Here is a 16,263-nt window from a genome sequence, read left to right as displayed (position 1 = left end):
GAACAAAAAAGCCATTGTACACTTCTGCCGCTCGTCATTCGACGAACGCGGCAAAAGATACAACAGCTTCTGTTCCTACCCCTTTTGTGCTTGTAAAGCTGATCTGCCCATGCATGGCTTCAACGATTCGGAAGGTCACCATCATGCCAAGGCCTGTCCCCTTAATTTTGTTCGAGAAATAAGGCTCACCAAGGCGGACCAACGCTTCCTCATCCATGCCTTCTCCGTTATCTCTAACATGTACCTTAATGACCCCATCCTGGGCATAAGCCCAAATATCAATCTGGCCCTGTCCTTGCAGAGCTTCAATACTGTTCTTAATAATATTAATAAAGGCCTGTTTGAACTTGGAAGAGTTCCCTCTAATCCATAGATCTGGCGGAATGTCGGTTGTTATTTTACCCCCTTCGAGATTAGCCATCGGTACAAGAATACCTTCAATATGGTTAAATTCATCTGCGATATTCAGGGAGATAATATGATCAAACTCTGGTTTGGCGAACGTCAGGAAGTCGGTAATAATGCCGGAAGCCCGATCAAGCTCCTCCAGAGCAATCCGCACGTACCCCTTGTTTTTGTTGTCCTCCTGCTCAGTCATAAGCTGAAGGAATCCTCGTGTCACCTGCAGCGGATTACGAACCTCATGAGCAACCGACGCTGCCAGTTCGCTAATAATCTCCATTTTCTCGGATCGCTGCAATTCATTATTGAACAATTCCAACTCTTTCGAGTATTCAAGCACTTTGGTATGTTTTTCAGCAAATCGGCTTCCCAGTATGGCAATAAGTGAGATAATAAAAGCAACCATCGACCATTTCCACCATATCAGATGATATGTTCCATTACGCTGGTAATACCACAGTAGTTCAGCAACACTGATTAAGGCAAATGTGCCGAATCCTGTAGCCAGCAATAGAGCTTCCCTGCTCCGTTGAAGCGCTTTGGAGATGGTACCGATCATTAAGATGCTTAACAAGATTACGAGAATGAATCCAATCACGTTCTGAAACAACAAACTGTAGAGCATGTCCCATTGACCGCCTGAAATAAAATCGATCATCAGGGCAGCTACAGCTACTCCAGAATAGATGACTTGAAATTTTCTTAGTTTGGTAAAGATGCCATAACGACCTGGTCCGATAATTTGTTCAAAAAAATAACAGAGTGCAGGCATGCCCATGAGCATCGCCAGATCAAACAATACGGAATACAGATTCCCGTAAACCTGGTAAAACGTATATAAAAATTGCGAATAGGTGATAATCATCGTTCCGATAGAACCCATCACGATACATAGCGAAATCCACATTCCTTTATGGAACTTGCCTAGGAAAAATGTGCAGCTCAGCATCGTTAGAGCCGTGAATACAAAAGTCGCTCCCAGTATCACATCAAGCAGACCATTGTGAATGTACTTTTCCTGTAAGGTAGCATAAGACCCAACCTGAACCATTCCGTAGATGCCAAGTCTGCCTTTCTCATTCTCGGACCATATATAGAGTTTACCACCTGAATTCTCACTCGATAAAGGTAACAACACCGCGTTATTATCATAATTGTAATGATAATTCTCATACACCTTACGATCTTCCAGATAGATTACAATGTGATTTCCTTTAATATTTTCAAAACGGATTGCCGAGCTATCTTCGCTTATTGTAGGAATGGTCACACGAGTCCACAAGGAGCCTGTAGGAGCTTCAACACTGCTGTATTCCAGCTTTTCTGCACCTTGTCTCTCCCAGATCTCCTCCGAACCTTGAACCTCACTGATGAATCCCTGATCGTGCACGTTCCCCCATTTTACTTCCCATCCCGTTATGGATACAGGTCTGTCAACTTCTCCAGCAGTCGCTGAAACGAAGTCATGCGGCAAGCAGAGAATATTCAACATACTTATCCATAAGATGATGATAGCTTTGGGCACATTTTTCATTCACAGCACCTCAAAGTTCTTATTTTCTCTATCCCAAAGTTCTCTCATTTATCATTCGCCACAGTTTAACGTGTCACCTTCTTGGAAGAAAATGAAAATTCACAATTTAGTAGATTTATAGTTTTATTTCCATTTTATTGTTGAAACCGAAGTGTTTTGTCGGTTATTCCCGCAGATCTTCGAACTGGTTCACAATCATTTCGCGCTCTTTCTGTTCGATCTGTGTGCGATACTCCAACCACTGCTCCGTTTCCTCATCGTCATATATGGTCCATATATCTGAGAAAAGATAGTCCCTCAACTGGACAATCTGTCCTGACCATATCCCACCTACCCAGAACAGCCCGTCCGGACGGCGAATAACCGTACGTGAAAACCCAGGCGTAGACGCTTTTTGCCCGATTCGGATTCGAGTGATCATATTCCCCAACGTAAACCAATCCAATTGGAATTCCTCCCTCATATATCCATGTTTCATCATAACATACGCAAAAGATGAAAAGCTGTAAAATTGGTGTGTGCGATTCAATTGTCCCTGCCGGGTGTAATGGTTCCTCAAAGCAAACAATTACCCTTAAGGAGATGATTGGAATGAATGAGCCACACAAAACAATAGAGGTAGAGCATAAGGATGTCCAGCATAAATCGGATTCAAGTAAGGTTGCTTCCACGTTTATCAAATATGCGGCTTATATCATTATTTTCTTTGGATTCCTGTACTTTCTGGTCAAATATGTATTCCCCAAATTTTAAAGCATATTAAGTTGAATTTGTCATCTGTACATCTTTCACTTTCATTTGTAATCATATTTAGGGAACACAAGGGAATCCTATTGGATGCGGGATTACAACATCAACCCTTTGGGTAACTACGGAATAAGAACCTTTTCAAGATGACTACCCAATTACACAAACAACCATCAAATATAATTTCACTGAAACGGAGTGTTACTTATGTCAGACAGACCGATTAGCAATGAAGAGAGTGAACGTTACTACGACCGTTATCAGAGGTCCCGTGATATTCCACAGGAAACCGAAGTCCCTGAAGGTGACATAGACACTTTTGATGAAGTTACCGGAAGACGTATCGAAACCGAAGATACAGTTAACCCACCCATTGTAGCTTTAACGGCTGCAGAAGAACCCCAACTGGAATCACGGACAGCGGAGCCTTCACTCGAATCCGTACCGGATGCTGATCTTATTCAACCGAATAGTCCAGTAGATCCCGCCGCACCCGACCCCAATGCCCTTCACGGAACGGACTTGCTGAACGGCGCCGGAGCGGATGCCAAACCGGAGAACGATATTCCACCACGACGTTAAATCCTCATGCTACAGCCTGATTAGGAGGTGCAAACATGATGAAGGATGATCACAAACGACACGTACATGAGCCTGAAAATCTGGTAACCGAACGAGATATTGATCCGAATTTTGGATTGTTCACAGAAGATTCCTTTCCAGAAGCTCTAGCGGATGAAGATCAGCTTGATGCTGTTGAACATGCTATTCCGAAGGAGAATGTTAACCGGAAAGATTCACATACATCTGAGGATCAATAGGATCGTATCACCCATTCAATGAGCGTATAGGAAACCTCTTCGCCAAGAGGTTTCTTTTTGCTGTGCTTTTCAAAATGACAAAGCGTTCATCCGAAAAAGAGATGGCCACCGTATCTCTACAGTGCCATCCCATTTCTCTGTTATCCGATTAGTCATTTAACCATTTCGTCTACTTCGCCAAAGGTTTGCCCGATCCCGGCAACCTCTGTTCCAGTCTGGACCATTTCGCCACAATGGCGGTAATCAGAAGCGCAACTCCGTTGATGATAAAAATCCAGCGAATCGGTAACCAGCCACCCAGAACACCACCGATAATTGGTCCCGCCATCGTACCAATCTGGGAAGCCGACTGATTCAGGCTGAATGCTCTCCCCCGGAAGCCGGGTTCAGTCACTTGCACAATCATCGCATTGATCGCCGGGAACACCGCAGCGAAGAACAATCCATACACAAATCGCAATATGCCGAAGCCTATATAACCTGTGGTGAAGAACTGCAGGAGGTTACCAATTGCCCCTCCCACAAGGCCAATAATCAGCACTTTGCCATATCCAATTCGCGAACCAATTTTACCCCAACGCGGTGCCATAATGACCGTAGCTACACCAACTGCGGAGAAAATAATTCCCGAGCTGAGAGAAGCACGATCAGGCTGAATGCCCATTTCCATCACGTACACGGTCAATAATGGCTCCAGAATCATGACGGAGAAGGTACATATACCCATCATGCCAAGCACCGTAATAAACAATCGATTGGCCCGGGCTTCACGGATGTCATCCATCACATGAGAACGAGCCTTGTTCCGGTTGAAGTTCTCTTCTTTTACCCAGAAGGTTGCAATCAACGCAGAGACCAATACAACGATACTGGAAAATAAAAACGCATTCCGGTTGCCGTAATAATGGCTTACTACCCCGCCAATTAATGGGCCGATTATTCCTCCTGTTGCCCCGGCGGTAGACATGATGCCAAGCGCATACCCCGTCTTCTCTTCCGGTGTGTTCGTACCGACCAGTGCAATCGCTGCCGGTACAAAGCCGGCGAGCAATCCCTGAAACAAACGAACCACGATTAGTGAATATGGGTCCTGCACAAAATAATTGATCAAATACAAAACCGCAAGGCTGTATCCCGACCGGATCAGCATTGGCTTGCGCCCGTATTTGTCAGCCAGTGATCCCCAGAAGGGAGACACCAGGGCACTTGCCAGAAACGTGATGCCAAAGGCAAGCCCTGACCAGAACTCCAGGTGATTACGAACGCCCAGATCGCCACTCAGAAACAAAGGCAGAAATGGGATGGAGATTGAATAAGCGGTGCTGCAGAAAAACACACCTATCCACAAAATCACCAGATTACGCTTCCACGAGAAGTCCATATACCCGCACGCCCTTTCCGTTACTGACGACGGGACTGCCGTGTATTGGAGCGGACGGAACAGACCCGTACGTCCCTGACTGCGGAAGCATTTTCCTTATTTTACACCTCTGTAAGCATTTACACCATCCCTTATTACCCATAATATCCTGCCTTGCATTGCCATGTTGTCCGCAAAAACGGTATGATAGTTGAAGGATTATCCGAAAATAATTCTGACTAAATATATTATGCAGAGATGCAAGGGGGAACGTTCTCATGTCTTTTCGGTGGAAAAAAACAACAGCTGTTTCGCTGGTTCTAGCGATGCTGCTTATCGTCATTAGTGGTTGTGGGCGCCCTACAAGCGGCGCGACGGAAACACCGGCTCCAGCGGAACCTACTGGTCCAAATCCTGTAGCCACCATTGAAATGTCAGATGGTCAGAAAATCGTCATCGAGCTCTATCCAGAGATCGCTCCAAACACAGTGAACAATTTTATCTCACTCGCCAATAAGGGTTTCTATGACGGCCTGATCTTTCACCGCGTCATTCCAGGCTTTATGATTCAGGGTGGCGATCCAGATGGCAACGGTAAAGGTGGACCAGGATATACCATCAAGGGTGAATTTACATCCAATGGTCACAAAAACCACCTGAATCATACCCGTGGGGTCATTTCCATGGCCCGCACAAATGATTTGGACTCCGCAGGCTCCCAATTTTTCATCATGTTAGCGGATGCTGATTACCTGGATAACGCTTATGCTACCTTTGGCAAAGTCACAGAAGGTATGGATGTCGTTGACGGCATTGCGGCTCAACAAATAGGTGAAAACGATAAACCAGTCACCGATCAAGTAATGAAAAAAGTCACTGTCGACACTCATGGTCTGGAGTATCCAGAACCTGTAAAAATGCCTTAACCTGTGGAACTGAACGAGTCGTCGTTCTGACTCATCCTATGTAAGACAAACAAAAGCTCTGTCCTGTGCGATTCTCGCCAGACAGAGCTTTATTTAATGTTAGCGTTTACATAAATGACTTTATAAAAAATGCCCTCTTCTGGCACGATTCTATATGCAGCAGCTCTGCAACCCGCTGTTCTCAATACATCCATCCCATCAAACGTAACCAACCGATGATCGCAATCCATAACGGACAGCTGAAAGCAACACCCCATGCAAGCCCTTTCAGTAAACTGCGGTTTACTTCCACGAACAACGACTCCTTTCTCCAGGGAATAGTCGCAGTATCGGTAATAATATATGAATTTATACCCGTTTTCATTCGTCACGGAACCCTCTATATCCTGCTTTTGTTCCGCCGTTTCATGGAATGGGTTGGGTGAACCTGATATAATATGAATACTGAACGATAAAGGAAGCTGATTTATGTTTTTGAAAGGAGATTATTCCATGGCAAAATCCAAAAAACACACCCCTGCTCCCAAAGCAGCACAGGATAAACCGACCACATTAAAGGATCTGCTAAGCAGTGACGTGCTTGAGAAACTGAAAGCACAGGCAGATGAAGCCAAGGCGGCCGAGGCAGACCGCAAAGAGCAGGAGCGCCTGCGGGCGGAAGAAGCTCGTAAAGCGGAACAGAAGCGGAAAGATAATGATTTTGAGTACCTGTTGAATAACAGTTCGATGGACTGGAAGAAACATAAATAACTTTGCAGCAATCCAGATTATCATGATATCTACATTACCGATACAGGGCCGTTCAACGGTCCTGTTTTTTTGTATAGTACATATGATTCATCACTCTTTAGTCGGGTATGTAGAAATAGAGAGTATACTGACAATCTATACGATACGGAGGGATCAGGATGACTGAACAACGTTTGCAAGGGAAAGTCGCGATTGTAACCGGAGGTGGCTCAGGAATTGGTCAGGCAACAGCCATTCGTTTCGCTGAACATGGGGCCAAAGTGTTCTTGCTGGACCGGACCCCGGAGAATGCAGAGGAAACCAAAAAGACAATTGAGAACGCAGGCGGAGAAGCCCATGTCATTGAATGTGATGTATCCAAACCGGACAACGTGCAAAAGGCCATCAATCAGGCAGCAGAGCAAGCTGGACAGCTGGATATTGTGTTTGCCAATGCGGGTATCAACGGTACGATGGCTCCAATTGAAACGATGGAACCTGAGGACTGGGATCAGACGATGGGAATTAATATGCGCGGCACGTTCGCAACCGTGAAATACGCCATTCCCCATTTGAAAGATCGCGGAGGAAGCATTATTATTACAAGCTCCATTAACGGTAACCGCGTATTCTCTGGCATCGGCTTCTCTGCATACGCTTCCAGCAAAGCGGGTCAAACGGCTTTTACGAAGATGGCTGCATTGGAACTGGCCCGTTACAAGATCCGTGTCAACGCCGTCTGTCCGGGAGCCATTGATACGAATATCGATGACAACACCTATCCTTCGGACGATCTAAAAGAAGTACAGATCCCGGTTGAATTCCCGGAGGGGCATGAACACCCGCTCAAGGGTGAACCAGGAACGCCGAAGCAGGTCGCCAATCTGGTGCTCTTCCTCGCTTCCGACGAATCTTCCCATGTGACAGGTACTCGGATCTACGTGGACGGTGCGGAATCTTTGCTCCGCGGATAATACTTATATCATGCTCAATGAGCAGTCAACAGCCAAACATCCCGCAAACGGACTGGATTTCCAGACTGCTGCGGGATGTTTGGCTTTCCCATTGGTTCGAATTCCCTTTTAACTAGAGCGCTGAACTCTTTCCTCTCTTCACTTGGTTATTCAGCTGCTCCGGAATGGCAAATAGCAGGACGTACATCAGGGAAAACATCACTGCTGCCAACACCTCTTCCCCAAGAATGTACAAGGGATAAGGGCCCAACAGGTCGAGCACTGAAGGGGTATCCGGTTTGTGTCTCAGGAACATATAATTGGCGTCAAGCAGAACATCCACACCGTACACGACCAACGCTGCCACATTCACAAATATCATTGAACCCAACACAGTTCTCCAGCTTGGACGAAGCTGTTCTACCCAAGTCATATAGAGCAACGCCAGAATAATACAAGCATGAGCAGTAAAAAATTGAATGAAACGAAAATGGGCATAAGCATAACCGAGATTAGGCGTTACGATTGCCATCAAGGCTCCTGCTATTCCTGCGAACAGCAATGCAGAATGCAGCAGTCGACTACGTGTCAATAATAGCAGCGCCGATAATAATAGTGACAGACTGCATAACTCCAACGGCAATGAAGTCTGCAGGCTCCACACGCCTCCATACACGTACCATAGTTGAAGCACAATCTCGCAGCCGAACATGACACAGGCCAGAGCAATGCGAAAGGTTCGGCGTAGGTTGGATGACGATGAGCGTAGCCAGTTTCGTAACAGGAACATCAATATAATCAGTGCAGCAATCAGACCGATCGCCCACAGGTGTGAAGTTGAAAACAGTATAAAAGGTTCCGCATCATAAGGGTCTAGCCACTGGGGATATGCCATTGCACCTCTTCTCTCCTTCTCGTTACACAAACACAAAATATCTCTATAATGTTAACTTTTTCATTTTGGCATTGAATGAGTAGACTGTCCAGATGGAATTCTAAATTAGGATTGTATTTTAAATATCTTTATGTTAAGATAAATCCAAGAACAAAACACACTAAAAGTTAGTAACTTTCTTAAAGAGAATATTATAAAAATAGAATTAAACTATCAGGAGGTATTTATAATGCAAATCAAAGGACTTCACCATGTATCTGCACTCACTGCTCACGCCACTGAGAACTATCGGTTCTACACCAATGTTATGGGACTCCGACTGATCAAAAAAACAGTCAACCAGGATGATGTTTCGGTCTATCACCTCTTCTATGGAGATGAAAAAGGGTATCCGGGTACTGAACTTACCTTCTTTGAAATTCCGATGGCGGGACAAACACGCGAAGGCGTGAACAGCATCTCAGCAACGTCCCTTCGTGTGCCTAGCGATGCAGCCCTTACGTACTGGCAACAGCGTTTTGACGAATTTGAAGTCCCTCATGGAGAAATCACCGAACGCGGTGGACGCGCTACTCTCGCTTTTACGGACTTTGAAGGACAACGTCTGATTCTCGTCTCCGATGAACACAATTCAGGTGTTGCAGGCGGAAAACCTTGGGATCAAAGCCCTGTGCCTGCCGAGTATGGCATTGTGGGATTAGGTCCGGTTCATCTTACCGTTAGAGATGCATCCCTCACCACACCAGTCCTTACCGAACTGCTCGGCTTCCGTCAAAGAGGAACTTATCCTGCTTTTGTCGCTGGCCAACCCGATGTGCTCGTCTTTGAATCCGGTGAAGGTGGCAGCGGCTCCGAGGTGCATGTCGAAGAACGAACTGACCTTGCTCAGGAACGCCCGGGACGTGGCAGCGTGCACCATGTGGCCTTCCGTGTAGATAACGAGGAAGAACTGAAGCAATGGGTGGAACGCGTGCATAACTTCCGGTTCCCGAACTCTGGTTTCGTAGACCGTTTCTACTTCCGCTCCCTGTATTTCCGTGAACCTAATGGTATCCTGTTCGAGCTTGCAACTGACGGTCCCCGCTTCGATACGGATGAAGAACTGGCTCATCTTGGCGAGTCCCTGGCTTTGCCTCCATTCCTTGAAGGTCGCCGGGCAGAGATTGAATCCAAACTGAAACCATTGGATACCATGATTCGATAAGCAACGCTGACATCATAGAAAAAAATAAACGATTATCGCTGTGCATCATCCCGAGAGACCCGGCTGATGCTCCAGACGATAATCGTTTTTCACATTCCATAAAGTCATTTTATTTGGTCAGATAAGATGTAGTCAGGGGTACAAACAAGGAAGAACCAGGCGTCTCTTCCACAATCTCTATAACCACAAAATCCGTTTTGGATACATCCACATCAATACCAATCAAACCATCTTCCGCAGCAAGCGATATAGATTTCAGAGTTGTATTATTGCCATCCATGACTTTAATTTCCTGGGAACCACCTACTGCTGCCAGCTCCAGATGTAATTTGGAATATTTTTTCTTCGTCATGATTTGGAAGCTGTTTCCCAGCTTGACCGAATCATTATGGAAATAAACATCTTTGTAATCCTTGCCCTTATAAGAAGTATCGGCGGGGTCTTTCGTATGCCAATCAGACGTTCCCATCACGGTTTCTCCGAGCGAACTCAATGTCAGTTTGTTCGTTTCCGTTGGAGCCGATCCATTACTGCCGCCAATAATAACGGAGGAACTGGCACTGTCATAACTGATCTCAGCACCCAACAGATTACCTACTGCACGTACAGGCAGATAAGTTGTTCCATTGTACGTAATCGGCAAAACGGTCTTTCCATTTGCATCCTTGGCTGTTACCGTTGCTCCATCCATTTTCAGAGATATCTTGCTGTTCAGATACGCTTTGATTGGCTCCAGTCCGGTTGCCGCCAGTGCCCCAGTACCGATTCCGAGCGTAAGTGTACCCACCATTAAACCCAGTACCACCTTTTTCTTCATTAAATATCCCTCCTGAAAGTATGAAATAAGATTCCTTTTATCCTTTATACAATTAAACCATTAAAGGGCTAATGTCAATTCTTTCTTGGTAAATTATTGGAATACCTTCTGTATTCGGACAGCACAAAATGAGGCTAAAGTTTCATTATTTTTTTCAGCCTCACTCGTTTCCCTGTGTCATTAAGACAATGGGGGTATATTTTTTTGTCATAACTACCCGTAATTCCGCTCTTCGCTAATTAATCAATTCAATCAAAAGATTCATAATACTCCTCTTCATACTCTTCCGTGCTGTACTTCAATTCAACAGCCTGCCACTCACCATCCTTAAGTTCATAGGTAAAGTTCAGATCACCGTCATATAAACCCATACCGTATGCACCAGATGCTGACACCACCAACTTGCCATTTTCCACACTGTAATAAACAACACCGCCGAACTTGAGCTCCTCGTTATACACTCCCTCGCTTGTGTCTTCCTCCATCAGAGAAGGCTCTGCATGAACACCATCAACGGTAACGTTGATCGTAACCTGACCTGGTGTAACACTGACTTTCGAATTTACATGCTGCTTCACAATCTCATCCAACGATTGCATCTTCATCTCTTCCAACGTATTTGGATCGATAATATGAGCCTCGCCCAGATAGATCCCTGTTCCATGACCGGCTGTAAACAATACAACAATCTCCTTCTGGCCATCTCCATTCAGATCCAGTTCGTGTACTTCCGGTTTGTAAGAGCCGCCTTCTCCTTGCCACTTACCGAATTCTCGTTTGTTGCCGTTCACTTCCAACACCATTCCGTTATATATATATCCAGAGCCTTCGACTTTCATGGGGTACAGTCTTACGTTCTCATTTTCCGGAGCAACTGAAACGTACTCTCCCTTAACAGGGATCGATTCCTTCGTTGTAAACGCTGCTTCATTCATTGTTTCCATATTGGAGGCCGCGACCGCTGAGGTCTGGCTGGATTGATCATCTATGTTAAGCTGTTTTTGCGATTCATTCATGGTTCTGGCAGACGACGTTGTACTAATCGTAGCTACCGCCAAAATAATCATCAGCAGGATACCTGTCCAAGTTTTCAATATGCTGGGCTCCTTAATCTGTAGTGGAATACTACCATTATATCTTCATTTATCGCCCAAGCGTTGCGAATTTGTTAATGTTTCATAAAAAAATCTTTACATATTTCAGTTTTTACGAAAGAATGTTCGGCTTTAACCATAATAAGCAAAAAAACACCCCGGAAACAGCTCAAGGCTGCATCCGAAATGCTTTCGTTTTGTCCATCAATCGATCTGTTAACTGTCTCAACTCTTCCGCTGAGGATGAAATCTCCTGCATGATTGCCGTCTCTTCATGTGCCGCATCCATAATCCGTCTCGCCTCATCCGAGAACGATCCGGCTTTCCCCTGAATCTTCTTCACATGACCATGCGTTTGTTCTACACGGCTGGTCTGCTCCCCAATTTTGGCTCCGATTTCATGAGCGCCCTTCATGAACACTTCCACCGTACCTGTAAGCTCCTGTAAGGTCTGATCAACAGAGATCGTACGCTCGGATTCGTTCACAACCAAACCGTGCTGTTCATGAATCAGTTGAGCTGTATCCTTAATTCGCTGCTGTACGCGGCTGATCAGCTCATTAATCCGATGCACCGATTGTTTGCTCTCGTCTGCCAGCTTGCGAATCTGCTGTGCCACCACAGCAAAGCCCGCTCCCTCTTCTCCCGCACGTGCAGCCTCAATGGAAGCATTCAGGGCAAGCAGGCCTGTTTCCTCTGCAATGTTTTTGACGGATTGAGTAATGGCTTCAATATCCGAGGCTTCCTTCTCGAGCAGCACCATGATGTCACGGGAACGATTGTGGGATTCGGTCAGCTCGTCCATTCCTTTCATCAGAGAAGAGAAGGTTTGCTTCGTATGATCTACCGAGCGCTCCATCTGGCCGGACATCTCTGTCATACCGATCGACTGACTGTGCATACGCTGAAAATCGTTCAACATTTCATCTGCTGTAATCAGCGACTGATGTGAAGTCGTTTTCTGCTCTTCTACACCCACCGCAATATGATCCACCGCATCAGACATCATCTCGATCTGCTCTGCTGCCTGGGCAATTGCTTCACTGAGTGACTGGGCGTTCTGCGAGGTTGTGCGTGTACTATCTGTAATATCGTTTACAATACTTCTCAGATTGAAAACCATTACGCGAAAAGCATCATATAATACAGTAATTTCATCCTGTGTACGCCGCTCTGGAACTTCAGCCGTCAAATCCCCCGATGAGATTTGTTGTGCCGCACGGGACAAATGTACAATTGGACGAGTCAGCCAACGGGAGGCAAACCAACCCAGAATCGCGTTCCAGCACACACCCATGATGAGTACGATGGAAATGTACAGCCAGCTTGGCATAGAGAACGAGAGCCAGTCCTGAAGGAAAAATATAAAAAAGCCGCTAGTTCCGTACGTAATCAGTGAAATCAGTACCAAACCTGCGACAGTTTTTGCGCCTAAAGTCCATTTCATCTTCACACCTCATAGTCCTTTTTTCCTATTTTACCAGTAGATAACCAAATCACATGTGATTTAGATCACTGAAAACGACAAATTAATCATTGTGTAAACGTTCATGCATGACTTCATTCCAGTGGAGCATAATGGATAAGACAACAATGCCCGAGTTGAGTTGAGAATCGTTTTGCCAAGGTGATATCCTGAATTTAAATTATTTATCGGTAAGAAGGGTGAAATGATTTAGCTTGGCATCCATTTTGCTTAAATGATATACTGAGTGCGCTTCGGCATTGCCGGAGCTGACCTATTTTTGGATGCCACTGGAGGCGAACGAAATGTCTACAATGTCCACAAGGACGGAGAAAGATTTTATTGGAGAAAAAGAAATTCCTGCTTATGCTTATTACGGAATACAGACGGTTCGGGCTGTAGAGAACTTCCCAATCACTGGCGTTCCTGTACACCGGGAGCTGGTTACAGCTCTGGCTGCGGTGAAAAAGGCTGCGGCAATCACGAATATGGAGCTGAAAATGCTGCCACGCAAAATTGGCGATGTCATCGTCATGGCTGCGGAAGAAATGATGAAAGGCCATCATCTGGATCATTTTATTGTTGACTCCATTCAGGGCGGTGCAGGCACCTCCATGAATATGAATATGAACGAAATTTTGGCCAATCGTGGGCTGGAGCTGTTATTGCAGAACAAGGGTGACTATTTCCACTGTAACCCGAATAACCATGTGAACATGTCCCAATCCACCAATGACGTAATCCCAACTGCACTGCGTATTGCTGCGTATCGGTTGTCTGAAACGTTGCTGGATACGATGAAACGTCTGCAGGATGCATTCCGCAAAAAAGAACAGGAATTCAACGACGTAGTCAAAGTAGGCCGGACACACCTTCAGGATGCTGTGCCTATTCGCCTTGGACAAGAGTTCGGTGCTTATGCACGCGTTATTGGACGTGATATTGAACGTCTCGAGTTCGCCAATCGTCGCCTGCTCACCATTAACCTGGGAGCGACGGCTGTAGGTACAGGTCTCAACGCCAAACCGGAATACATTGTCAAAGTCACGGAGCATCTGTCTGATGTGACAGGATTGAATTTGCAAACGGCTGAGGACCTCGTGGATGCCACACAAAATACGGATGCCTATCTGGAATTGTCGGCTGCTCTGAAAGTATGTGCTGTCAGTCTGTCCAAAATCTGTAACGATATTCGGATGATGGCTTCCGGTCCACGTGCAGGATTCAATGAGCTGCGGCTTCCACCACGTCAGCCAGGTTCGTCCATTATGCCGGGCAAAGTGAACCCGGTTATGGCTGAAGTGATCAATCAGGTATCCTTCCAGGTTATGGGGAATGACCATACGATTTGCATGGCCTGTGAAGCTGGTCAATTTGAATTGAACGTCATGGGTCCGGTTATCGCGTTCAACTTGCTGCAATCGCTTAAAATCATGAACAATGGCATCGACGTCTTCACTCGTTATGCCGTTGAAGAGATGGAAGCGAACCGTGAGCGTTGTGCGTTAATCATGAAGCAGAGCTTCAGTGTAATTACGGCGCTGAATCCGCATCTTGGCTATGATGTGGCAGCTTCCATTGTGAAGGAAGCACTGAAAACCGGGAACTCCTTGCAGGAGATTATTCTGGAACGGGGTCTGCTGACACCGGAAGAACTGGAAGAAATTTTGCACCCGGAGCAGATGACTACTCCAGGGATTGCAGGCGAGCACTTCCTGCGTAATATGGAACGCTTGTAGGTTGATTAAGTTCAACTAATGAATACTTACACTGACACTCTGATGACAGAACAACCTTCTGATCGCTGTTAAATCGGAACGAACAACCCCCGCAAACCGAGTTTAATGGTCTGCGGGGGTTGTTTGTTCATACATTATGTTGTGTAAATGAACCACAGGGTCATTTTCCCCAACGTTTACGCTCAAGTGAAGGCAAAATCTGAAGCTCTTCCCTGTATTTCGCAACGGTTCTGCGGGAGATAACGATACCTTCCTTCGCCAGTAATGCCGTGAGTTGACTGTCCGAATAAGGGCGTTCCGCCCGTTCAGAACGAATCAGCTCTTTCAGTCTGATCTTCACCGCCGGCGCCGAGGCCATCTCTCCGTTCGTTGTTTCAAGACCTGAGGCAAAAAAAGCCTTAAGTTCAAATACACCATGCGGTGTCTGAACATATTTGCCAGTGACCGTACGGCTCACCGTCGACTCATGCATGCCGATGGCCTCGGCAATAACCGCCAGATTGAGCGGCTTCAAACCGGCAGGTCCTTCACGCAGAAAAGCTTCCTGTTCAGTCATGGTCGCAGCCAGGACACGCATCAGCGTTCGTCGACGCATGCGTACGCTGCGAATAATCGCCCTCGCCTCAGCTGCCCGACCTGACCAGACCTCGTCAGCATCAATTTCCCTGATCCAGCGGCAACAAGCTTCGTTCAGGGATACCCGCGGCACACCCGCCGAGTTTAACCGTAGTGAAACCTCATTGTTCCTTATTTGCACAACAGCATCGGGTACGATGTAATGCGGACGTTCCGTATACCCCATGGATCGGCACGGTTTCGGGTCCAAACGTGAAATATAATCATAGGCTGCCTGAGCCTGCTGTGAAGTAAGCCCCAGCCTTGTTCCCGCCCTGCCCGGATGGAAACGAACCAGTTCCTCCAAACCTTCCTCCACCATATGCTCCGCATGCTCGTTACCCAATGGATCACGCCTAATCTGAAGCAACAAGCATTCACGCAAATTTCGTGCGCCTACACCTGCAGGGTCTAACGACTGAAGGATATCCAGAGCTGCTTCAGCCTCCGGCATGGATACCTCCCTTGCCGACATAACCTCAGTCAAATCCATCGTCAGATAGCCATCCTCATTGACACAGCCAGCCAAAAATATAGCTGTTTTCTCCAAAGAAGGCGGGAGACTCTGCAACCGAAGCTGGGATATTAACAGATGTTCAAGGGTAGGTTCGGCCCCTTTTACCTGTAACAGAGGATCATGAGAAGAGAAACTCCCCACATGTAATCGTCGGGAAAGACGGGTGCGCAGGGCAGAGGGCTCTTCTAGCTCAAGCACCGGGTTTTCTTCTGCTGCCTCCTGCAAATAACGAGCCAATTCCTGACCCGACAAGGTCAGCAGATGAATGGATTGCTTCATCTCCGGCGTAATGGATAATCGAATACGCTCCTCCTGCACCAACTGAAATCCTAACATCCGTCTCCCCCCTTAAGTGCTGCTCAAGCAACTCCAGTAAACTGACGAACAAAGACTATTTTCAGGAAATGATAGCATAAAAACCAAGCGATTGTCAGCGGGCCCCAAC

16 protein-coding genes are annotated in these 16,263 nt (G+C 46.3%); 8 read left to right on the top strand and 8 right to left on the bottom strand.

Annotated features, from left to right (window positions below; translation table 11 throughout):
• Positions 1-34: 34 nt before the first annotated feature.
• Positions 35-1,894, bottom strand: a complete 1,860-nt coding sequence (locus QP794_RS15345) for a sensor histidine kinase (protein ID WP_285077900.1) — start codon at positions 1,892-1,894, stop codon at positions 35-37.
• 205 nt (positions 1,895-2,099) lie between these two features.
• Positions 2,100-2,381 (bottom strand): hypothetical protein, encoded by a 282-nt coding sequence (locus QP794_RS15340; protein ID WP_079349793.1) that lies wholly within the window; start codon positions 2,379-2,381, stop codon positions 2,100-2,102.
• Positions 2,382-2,527: 146 nt separating this feature from the next.
• Here QP794_RS15340 and QP794_RS15335 point away from each other — a divergent pair, with 146 nt between their 5' ends.
• The 3 genes from QP794_RS15335 to QP794_RS15325 all read left to right on the top strand — a co-directional run bounded on the left by QP794_RS15335 (position 2,528) and on the right by QP794_RS15325 (position 3,504).
• On the top strand, positions 2,528-2,689 hold the full coding sequence (locus QP794_RS15335; RefSeq protein ID WP_285077899.1) for a hypothetical protein: 162 nt from the start codon (positions 2,528-2,530) through the stop codon (positions 2,687-2,689).
• Positions 2,690-2,890: 201 nt separating this feature from the next.
• Positions 2,891-3,265 (top strand): hypothetical protein, encoded by a 375-nt coding sequence (locus QP794_RS15330; protein ID WP_285077898.1) that lies wholly within the window; start codon positions 2,891-2,893, stop codon positions 3,263-3,265.
• Positions 3,266-3,300: 35 nt separating this feature from the next.
• Entirely contained in the window at positions 3,301-3,504 is a 204-nt protein-coding gene (locus QP794_RS15325) for a hypothetical protein (protein WP_285077897.1), read from the top strand.
• A 169-nt stretch (positions 3,505-3,673) separates the two neighbouring features.
• On the opposite strand, the gene QP794_RS15320 is transcribed toward QP794_RS15325, so the two are convergent.
• The gene (locus QP794_RS15320) at positions 3,674-4,885 is read right to left on the bottom strand and encodes an MFS transporter (RefSeq protein ID WP_285077896.1); all 1,212 of its coding nucleotides are present in this window, start codon (positions 4,883-4,885) and stop codon (positions 3,674-3,676) included.
• A 257-nt stretch (positions 4,886-5,142) separates the two neighbouring features.
• Between QP794_RS15320 and QP794_RS15315 the strand changes: the two genes are divergently transcribed.
• The 3 genes from QP794_RS15315 to QP794_RS15305 all read left to right on the top strand — a co-directional run bounded on the left by QP794_RS15315 (position 5,143) and on the right by QP794_RS15305 (position 7,493).
• Positions 5,143-5,790, top strand: a complete 648-nt coding sequence (locus QP794_RS15315) for a peptidylprolyl isomerase (protein ID WP_285077895.1) — start codon at positions 5,143-5,145, stop codon at positions 5,788-5,790.
• Between the two features lie 492 nt (positions 5,791-6,282).
• Positions 6,283-6,540, top strand: a complete 258-nt coding sequence (locus tag QP794_RS15310; RefSeq protein WP_285077893.1) for a YqkE family protein — start codon at positions 6,283-6,285, stop codon at positions 6,538-6,540.
• 158 nt (positions 6,541-6,698) lie between these two features.
• Positions 6,699-7,493 (top strand): SDR family oxidoreductase, encoded by a 795-nt coding sequence (locus QP794_RS15305; protein WP_285077892.1) that lies wholly within the window; start codon positions 6,699-6,701, stop codon positions 7,491-7,493.
• A gap of 112 nt (positions 7,494-7,605) precedes the next feature.
• On the opposite strand, the gene QP794_RS15300 is transcribed toward QP794_RS15305, so the two are convergent.
• Positions 7,606-8,367 carry a YwaF family protein gene (locus tag QP794_RS15300; protein WP_285077891.1) on the bottom strand — a complete coding sequence of 254 codons (762 nt, stop codon included), beginning with the start codon at positions 8,365-8,367 and terminating at the stop codon, positions 7,606-7,608.
• 229 nt (positions 8,368-8,596) lie between these two features.
• Here QP794_RS15300 and QP794_RS15295 point away from each other — a divergent pair, with 229 nt between their 5' ends.
• Positions 8,597-9,571 (top strand): ring-cleaving dioxygenase, encoded by a 975-nt coding sequence (locus QP794_RS15295; protein ID WP_285077890.1) that lies wholly within the window; start codon positions 8,597-8,599, stop codon positions 9,569-9,571.
• Positions 9,572-9,680: 109 nt separating this feature from the next.
• Here QP794_RS15295 and QP794_RS15290 read toward each other — a convergent pair whose 3' ends face one another.
• The 3 genes from QP794_RS15290 to QP794_RS15280 all read right to left on the bottom strand — a co-directional run bounded on the left by QP794_RS15290 (position 9,681) and on the right by QP794_RS15280 (position 12,929).
• On the bottom strand, positions 9,681-10,388 hold the full coding sequence (locus QP794_RS15290; protein ID WP_285077889.1) for a stalk domain-containing protein: 708 nt from the start codon (positions 10,386-10,388) through the stop codon (positions 9,681-9,683).
• 248 nt (positions 10,389-10,636) lie between these two features.
• Positions 10,637-11,482: a hypothetical protein gene (locus tag QP794_RS15285; RefSeq protein ID WP_285077888.1), complete on the bottom strand. Its 846-nt coding sequence runs from the start codon at positions 11,480-11,482 to the stop codon at positions 10,637-10,639.
• A gap of 169 nt (positions 11,483-11,651) precedes the next feature.
• Positions 11,652-12,929, bottom strand: coding sequence for a methyl-accepting chemotaxis protein (locus tag QP794_RS15280; RefSeq protein ID WP_024632490.1), 1,278 nt, complete (start codon positions 12,927-12,929; stop codon positions 11,652-11,654).
• 323 nt (positions 12,930-13,252) lie between these two features.
• On the opposite strand from QP794_RS15280, the gene QP794_RS15275 reads away from it, so the two are divergent.
• The gene (locus tag QP794_RS15275) at positions 13,253-14,686 is read left to right on the top strand and encodes an aspartate ammonia-lyase (RefSeq protein ID WP_285077887.1); all 1,434 of its coding nucleotides are present in this window, start codon (positions 13,253-13,255) and stop codon (positions 14,684-14,686) included.
• Between the two features lie 160 nt (positions 14,687-14,846).
• Here the strand turns inward: QP794_RS15275 and rpoN are convergent, their stop codons facing one another.
• Entirely contained in the window at positions 14,847-16,154 is a 1,308-nt protein-coding gene (rpoN, locus tag QP794_RS15270; protein ID WP_285077886.1) for an RNA polymerase factor sigma-54, read from the bottom strand.
• Between the last annotated feature and the right edge of the window lie 109 nt (positions 16,155-16,263).

The organism is Paenibacillus sp. UMB7766-LJ446, assembly GCF_030226665.1.
In the GTDB taxonomy this organism is placed as follows: domain Bacteria; phylum Bacillota; class Bacilli; order Paenibacillales; family Paenibacillaceae; genus Paenibacillus; species Paenibacillus vandeheii.
This window is presented reverse-complemented; position numbering and strand designations above follow the sequence as displayed.

Excerpts from the sequence above, each read along its gene's own strand:
- QP794_RS15345 (WP_285077900.1), bottom strand. The coding sequence starts at position 1,894 with ATGTTGAATATTCTCTGCTTGCCGCATGACTTCGTTTCAGCGACTGCT.
- QP794_RS15335 (WP_285077899.1), top strand. The coding sequence starts at position 2,528 with ATGAATGAGCCACACAAAACAATAGAGGTAGAGCATAAGGATGTCCAG.
- QP794_RS15330 (WP_285077898.1), top strand. The coding sequence starts at position 2,891 with ATGTCAGACAGACCGATTAGCAATGAAGAGAGTGAACGTTACTACGAC.
- QP794_RS15325 (WP_285077897.1), top strand. The coding sequence starts at position 3,301 with ATGATGAAGGATGATCACAAACGACACGTACATGAGCCTGAAAATCTG.
- QP794_RS15320 (WP_285077896.1), bottom strand. The coding sequence starts at position 4,885 with ATGGACTTCTCGTGGAAGCGTAATCTGGTGATTTTGTGGATAGGTGTG.
- QP794_RS15315 (WP_285077895.1), top strand. The coding sequence starts at position 5,143 with ATGTCTTTTCGGTGGAAAAAAACAACAGCTGTTTCGCTGGTTCTAGCG.
- QP794_RS15310 (WP_285077893.1), top strand. The coding sequence starts at position 6,283 with ATGGCAAAATCCAAAAAACACACCCCTGCTCCCAAAGCAGCACAGGAT.
- QP794_RS15305 (WP_285077892.1), top strand. The coding sequence starts at position 6,699 with ATGACTGAACAACGTTTGCAAGGGAAAGTCGCGATTGTAACCGGAGGT.
- QP794_RS15300 (WP_285077891.1), bottom strand. The coding sequence starts at position 8,367 with ATGGCATATCCCCAGTGGCTAGACCCTTATGATGCGGAACCTTTTATA.
- QP794_RS15295 (WP_285077890.1), top strand. The coding sequence starts at position 8,597 with ATGCAAATCAAAGGACTTCACCATGTATCTGCACTCACTGCTCACGCC.
- QP794_RS15290 (WP_285077889.1), bottom strand. The coding sequence starts at position 10,388 with ATGAAGAAAAAGGTGGTACTGGGTTTAATGGTGGGTACACTTACGCTC.
- QP794_RS15280 (WP_024632490.1), bottom strand. The coding sequence starts at position 12,929 with ATGAAATGGACTTTAGGCGCAAAAACTGTCGCAGGTTTGGTACTGATT.
- QP794_RS15275 (WP_285077887.1), top strand. The coding sequence starts at position 13,253 with ATGTCTACAATGTCCACAAGGACGGAGAAAGATTTTATTGGAGAAAAA.
- rpoN (WP_285077886.1), bottom strand. The coding sequence starts at position 16,154 with ATGTTAGGATTTCAGTTGGTGCAGGAGGAGCGTATTCGATTATCCATT.